Source organism: Halobiforma nitratireducens JCM 10879 (assembly GCF_000337895.1).
Lineage (GTDB): Archaea > Halobacteriota > Halobacteria > Halobacteriales > Natrialbaceae > Natronobacterium > Natronobacterium nitratireducens.
In genome coordinates, this window is the sequence record NZ_AOMA01000069.1 from 42,315 (window position 1) to 48,440 (window position 6,126).

Sequence of the window (6,126 nt, forward strand, 5' to 3'; positions counted from 1 at the left end):
ACTCTCTACTCTCTACTCCCTACTCCTCGCGGTTGATAGACGAGACTCCGTAGACGACTAGCGCGGCGTTGAGCGCGATCACGGCGACGGCCAGCAGTCGGGGCGCGTTCCTGATGTCGTCGACGGCCGTCACGACGACTACGAGGGCACCGATACCAACGACGACCAGTCCGACCGCCAGCAGTCGGTCGAGCCACGCATCGTACTCGAGCGAGACTGCCTCGCGCAACCGGTTTGCTTGCTGGCGACGGCGCTCCCGGTACCGCGTTGCGTCCGGATCGTCGTCTGACACCGAACGAAGGCCAAACGTCAGGAAGGCGTCGATGTCGACTCGCGCCTTCGCGATCGTTCCGCAGGTGGACGCGACGAACAGCAGGACAACGACTGCGATCATGGACTCGAGTGCGGCGGCCGGCACCAGCGCCAGCGCCGCGAGGACGGCGACGACGGCTGCGAGCCGTTCCAGCCGCGTCGGAACGCTGTCGTGCACGTATATCCGTTACCGTCCCAGCGTGTGGAACTCGTCGTTCGGCCGCATATCCGCGAACATCGCCATCCGATTGCTCAGATTGAAAAAGGCCGTAACGGCCGCGATGTCCCAGATCGCTTCCTCGCTGAAGCCGGCCTCGCGCAGCGCCTCGAGGTCGTCCTCTTCGATGTCGGTCGGGCGTTCGGTGAGTGTCACCGCAACGTCGAGCATCGTTCGGTGGGCGTCGTCGATATCCGCGGTCCGGTAGTTCGCGACCAACTGGTCTGCCAGCTGTGGATCGTCGGCGTAGATTCGTGCGAGCGCGCCGTGAGCCACGTTACAGTAGTAGCAGTGGTTGACCCCCGACACCGCGACGACGATCATCTCGATTTCCTCTCGCTCGAGAGCCGAGTCCTCGACCAGCGCGTCGTGGTACTGGAAGAACGCTCGGAAGTGGGAGGGCTTGTACGCGAACGCGGAGAAGACGTTCGGGGTGAATCCGGCGTCTTCGGTCTCCGCGGCGATTCGGTCCCGGAGGTCGTCCGGCAGTTCCCCGTAGTCGGGCACCGGAAACCGGATCATCGCGTCGTCGGAGAGTTCGGGCTGAACGGGCGGTTCGTCGGCGTCGGAATCGGAGTCGAGGTCGGAATCGGGGTCCGCGTCTGCATTGCCCATACCACACGTTTGTCGCTCGCTGTACTAATCGACGGTGGAACACACTTCCACTCACACTTACACACCCGCACTCGAGCGCACTCGAGCGCACTCGAGGACGGCCGTACAACTCAGCCGGCATCGAAGGAGCCGCCGGCCGCTCGCAGCGTTTCGAGCACCGGTTCCGTCTCGCCATCCGGGGCCGAGAGCAGGTGTGCCGGGCAGTCACAGTCCGAAGCGCCGAACGCCTCGACCGGTTCGCCGGGCAGTCGGGCGGCCAGTTCACACTCCCGATCCTGCTCGGGGAAGCGGGCGACGGTCTCGATGGTGGTCGCCGGATTCCCGAGCAGGTAGTCGACGTGCCAGTGGCGGGCGTCGCGTTCCCCGCGGGCGAGTTCTCCGTGGCGCTCGACCCGGGAGAACCCACCCGGGCCGAACGCGCTGCCAACGTAGGCGTATGCGCCGGCAGCGAAGGAGAGTTCGCCGAGCGCGCCGACTTCGATCGTCGTTTCCCGGTCTACCTCGAGGACGAGGACGTACGTACCGCCCATACCCGAGGCTACCGGGAGCGGACAGAAAGCGCCGGTGATTTCGGACGACGGAGCGGCTGGGTCGGTGAGTGCGAGCAGGTAGGCGGGGGTATTTCAGTCCCGGTCTCGGTCTCGATCCCCGTCCCGGTCGTGATCCCGGCCGTCGCCCTCTCTGCTTCGTTGCTCCTGTGTGTCGTCGACCCGTGGTTGATCGTGGACGTGCCGACGATCGCTCGGGTCTTCCTCGCCGCCCCGACGACCGGTCTCGGTCCCCCGTTCGGTGCGGTCGCGTTCGTCGGAACTCGGCTCCGAGTCGGTCCAATGGCCGCTCTCGTCCCGGTGACCTCGCTGCCGGTAACGGAGCCCGCCGCCGGACTGGGGTCGATCGCCGTGGCTTCCCTCGGGACGCTCGGACTCGAAGCGGTTGGTCCTGCCGCGGTCGTACTCCCCGCCGCGGTCGCGGCTCTCGCCGGATCGGTGGTCGCTTCGCTCGCGGTTCCCACCGCGGTCGCCCCGACCGCCGCGCTCGTGTCGGGTCCCTCGCTCGTCGTGACCACGATCCCCGCCGCGACGCATCGGCCCCTCGCTACGGCCGCCGCGATCCGACGATCCGCCACGGCCGCGATCCTGCATTCGACCGCGATCGGGTTCAGGTTCTTGCTCTCGGCCCCGGTCGTACCGTCTCCCGGCCGGTTCCCCGCCGAACTGCGCGCCGCCGCGGTGTTCCGTCTGCCGGTCGGACATGCCGTGGCTTCGCTGGTGACGGCCGCCCTGTGACTGTCCCTGTCCCTGTCCCTGCCCCTGTCTTTGTCTCTGTCCCTGTCCCTGTCCCTGTCGCGGTCGATCCTGGCGTTGCTCTCGCCGATCGCGTCGGCCACCCCGGCCGCGTTGCTCGACGTCACCGCGGGGCTGGCGCTGTTGGACGCCCCGTCGCCCGCCTTCTTCGCGGCCGCGGTACTCACCCCCTTCGTCGGGGGATGATCGGCCTCGAGGTCGACCGCCGCGATCGGACTGCTCCCCTCGCGGTTGTCCTGGGGCCTGCGCGTGGCGGTTGCGGCCGCTTTGGCCCCGATCCCGGCCACGATCGCTCCGGATACCCTCGTCTCGGTGGTCCGAACGTCGGCCGCCGCGGTCGCTCTCGTCCCGTGTTCGACCGCGATCCGGCCCCCGATCCTGTCCTTCCATCCGACCGCGGACCTGGTCGCGACTCCGCATCTGGCCCCGGCCTTCTCCACGGTCCCGCATCTCGCCACGATCACTGCCTCGACGATCACTGCCTTGAGGACCGGACTGGGACCCCGACTGCCGGTCCATTCGACGACCGCGCCGGGACTCGTCCCGGTCGTCGTGTCGCGCTTCGCCGCCGTACTCGAGTGTGCCCTCCCTGCGAGCGTTCGTCTCGAACCCGCTTCTGTCGCTGTCCTGGCGATCGCCTCGGTCGTCGCGGCTACGCTGACCTTGTTCCTGTCGCTGTCCCTGTCCTTGTCCCTGTCTCTGTCTCCGATCAGCTTCGGACCGGCGGCGACCGCGCTCCTGGCGGCCCTCACCTCGCCGCTCTTCCGGGCCGCCGCGGCCGGAACCGCGTTCGTCGCGGCCCTCGGCTCTGCGGGGCGAGTCCTGCATCGAGTCGCGGAACTCCTCTCCACCGCGGTTGTCGCCACGGGGGCGATCCGAACCGCCGAGATCGCGATGGCCCGTGCGGTACTCGTCGCGTCGGTCTCGATCCCGATCGTCCGTGCGGTGCTCCCGTTCTCGCTCGTCTCGCCGGTCGTAGTTTCTGTCGCTCATAAGTATCTGGACGTAAGCGCAACGCTCGACGCTGCTGGTGGCGCTCAGCGCTGGACGCTACCCCGAGCGGAGGCTTAAAGCCGGACCGTGGGTTTGCCTGCAACCTGCGTCACGGTCCGTCGTCTTTTTCAGCCGAAGCGACGACCTCCGAGCATGGACGACACGGGCTCGGAAACGGACGCTTCTACACACACGACGACTGCGAGCAGGGACCTCGAGGACGCGCTCGTCATCGGCGGCACGCGGTTCATCGGCCGCCACCTCGTCGACGAACTGCTCAGACACGACTACGACGTGACGCTTTTCAATCGCGGTACCCGGGAGAACCCCTTCGCCGACGACGACCGCGTCGACCACCTCGAAGGGGACCGGACGGACGACGACGCGCTCGAGGCGGCCGCGGCCGAGGTCGATCCCGACGCCGTCTTCGATTGCGTCGCGTACTACCCCGCGGACGTCCGGACCGCGACCCGCGTCTTCGCCGACTGCAAGGCGTACGTCTACGTCTCGAGCGGCGCGGCCTACGGCCGTGAGGACGTTCCCAAACGCGAAGGGGAGACGCCGCTTGCAGCGTGCACCGCGGAGCAGGCGACCGACGACTCCCACGACACCTATGGGAACCGGAAAGCCGAGGGAGACCGCGCGGTCTTCGAGGCCGCCGCCGACGGCGTGAACGCGATGTCGCTTCGCCCACCCATCGTCTACGGGCCACACGACTACACCGAACGGCTCGACTTCTGGATCGACCGTGTGAACCGCTTCGACCGGGTGATCGTCCCCGGCGACGGGACGAACATCTGGCACCGTGTCTACGTCGAGGACGTAGCAAGCGCCCTGCGACTCGTCGCCGAGCGCGGCGAACCCGGCGAGGCGTACAACACCGGGGACCGACGGCTCGTCACGCTCGAGGAGATGGTCGAGTTGATCGCCGAGCAACTGGCTCGCGTCGGAAGCGGCGACGAGGAGCCCGCGGCCGACGACGGGATCGAACTCGTCCACGCCGGGCCCCGGGAACTCGCCGCGGGCGGGATCGAACTCGAGGACTACCCGCTCTACCGGTCCCATCCCCACGTCATGGCGACGAACAAGCTCGCGGCCCTGGGCTGGGAGTCGACGCCACCGGCGGAGGCGATGGCCCGTGCGGTCGAGGACCACCTCGAGAGCGACCGCGACGGTCGCGATCAAGGGCCGGACCGTGAGGACGAGAAGCGGGTACTGGGTGTGCTCGAGACGCTTCAGTGACATCTCCCGCGCCGTAAACGGCGCGGCTTCCCTGCATGGGAATTCCGGCTAACTACCGGCAGTGGGTTCCGACCCGACCCCGCCGTCGCTGGTTCCTTCGTCGGCGAACAGCGCCATGCTCGCCGGTTCACGGAAGGCGTCGGCGACGCCGAGCAGGCCGCTCAGCGCGAGCAACGGAAGGAAGCCGGGACCGAGCGCGGCGACGGTTTCCACGGCTATAGACGCGGAATCGGGAGCGACGGCGGCGACGGTCGAAATCGCCGTTGGAACGGCGAGCGTCTCGCCGATCCGGGGCGACAGTGGGACGAGAAAAGCGATCAGACCGTACGCGCCGCCGCCCGCGAAGACGAAATCGCGCGGCCGAACCGATCCGACAGCCGCCCTGTATAGGGCTGGAAGAGCATGTTCGTCGTTCGCTCGGCGGTGACGACGAGACTGACGGCAACCGCGCCGTACGCGGGCCCGCCGGTCGCCGCGGCGGCCCCGGCGTAGATCGGTACCCAGGCCCGGACGACCTCGACGGAGAAGGCGTACTGCGCGCGAAACGTCGTAAGCGTCAGTATTCGACGATTGAACGCCAGGTCCGAGAACGGAACGCCGCCGATCCGGGTCGGATCGCTATCGACGAAGAGGGTAACGGCGCAAACGGCTGCAAACATGAGCGCCACGACGACCGCGTAGACTGCCGAGAAGCCGGCGAACTCGACAGTTGACCGGCCGCGAGCGCGCCGACGATCCCCGCCGCGAGCCGCCAGGCGTTGGCCTTGCCGATCGCGTTCGCGCGTTGATCGACCGGGGCGAGTTGTCCGACGAGGGCAGTGCTCAGCAGCCCCGTCGCGACGAGGGTGACACCCTGGAACGCTCGCACCGTGATGAACCCCAGACTCGAGGCCACGAACGCGAAGGCCGCGTAGACGGCAACGCCGAGACCGATCCCGAACAGCAGGACCTGGCGTTTGTCGTAGCGATCGCCCGCCCACGCAAGCGGGACGATCGCGCCGGTCTTGGCGACCGTCACCGCGCTGACGAACAGCCCGAGCACGAGTCTGGACGGCTCGAACTCGTTGATGTACGTCGGCAGCAACGTGACGAGAGTCATCAGTCCGAACCCCGCGGCGAACCGGGTGAGATACAACGCGTACAGCTGTCGGTGCAGGTTCTCGGGCCCAGTCACGGTCTCCCCATCGGCCGAGTTGCTCGAGTCGCCTTCTCCCCTCTCACTTTCCGATGTCGCCGCTCCTCCGTCGCTCGAGCCCGTCACGGCCCTCACTCTCGTGCTCTGTTGAAGAGCGATCTAATCAGCTGATATCACGGGTTAGAAGGGTGAAGTCGAGGAAATCGAGGTTGGTATGGGAATCGACATCCTCGACTTCGTTGAGCAGTGTCGAGACCTAGCTAAACAAGCGTTGGGGAAGCACGCGGGCGAGCCCGTCAGCGGCGGGT

General features: G+C 67.6%; 5 protein-coding genes and 2 pseudogenes. 2 read left to right on the forward strand and 5 right to left on the reverse strand.

The window, feature by feature from the left end; all coding sequences use genetic code 11:
- Positions 1–19 precede the first annotated feature (19 nt).
- The 4 genes from C446_RS06445 to C446_RS19910 form a co-directional block, all read right to left on the reverse strand.
- The gene (locus C446_RS06445; RefSeq protein ID WP_006672273.1) at positions 20–490 is read right to left on the reverse strand and encodes a hypothetical protein; all 471 of its coding nucleotides are present in this window, start codon (positions 488–490) and stop codon (positions 20–22) included.
- Positions 491–499: 9 nt separating this feature from the next.
- Complete coding sequence (locus tag C446_RS06450) at positions 500–1,144, reverse strand: peroxidase-related enzyme (RefSeq protein ID WP_006672274.1); 645 nt, start codon at positions 1,142–1,144, stop codon at positions 500–502.
- Positions 1,145–1,254: 110 nt separating this feature from the next.
- A complete protein-coding gene (locus C446_RS06455; protein ID WP_006672275.1) occupies positions 1,255–1,674 on the reverse strand; it encodes a GIY-YIG nuclease family protein in 420 nt (139 codons plus the stop codon).
- 93 nt (positions 1,675–1,767) lie between these two features.
- Positions 1,768–3,441, reverse strand: a complete 1,674-nt coding sequence (locus tag C446_RS19910; RefSeq protein ID WP_193363526.1) for a hypothetical protein — start codon at positions 3,439–3,441, stop codon at positions 1,768–1,770.
- Between the two features lie 153 nt (positions 3,442–3,594).
- Here C446_RS19910 and C446_RS06470 point away from each other — a divergent pair, with 153 nt between their 5' ends.
- Positions 3,595–4,683, forward strand: a complete 1,089-nt coding sequence (locus tag C446_RS06470; RefSeq protein ID WP_006672278.1) for an NAD-dependent epimerase/dehydratase family protein — start codon at positions 3,595–3,597, stop codon at positions 4,681–4,683.
- Between the two features lie 69 nt (positions 4,684–4,752).
- Here C446_RS06470 and C446_RS20790 read toward each other — a convergent pair.
- Positions 4,753–5,839: pseudogene (locus C446_RS20790) on the reverse strand (MFS transporter); the annotation flags it as partial.
- A gap of 193 nt (positions 5,840–6,032) precedes the next feature.
- Here C446_RS20790 and C446_RS18615 point away from each other — a divergent pair.
- Positions 6,033–6,126: pseudogene (locus C446_RS18615) on the forward strand (IS5/IS1182 family transposase); the annotation flags it as partial.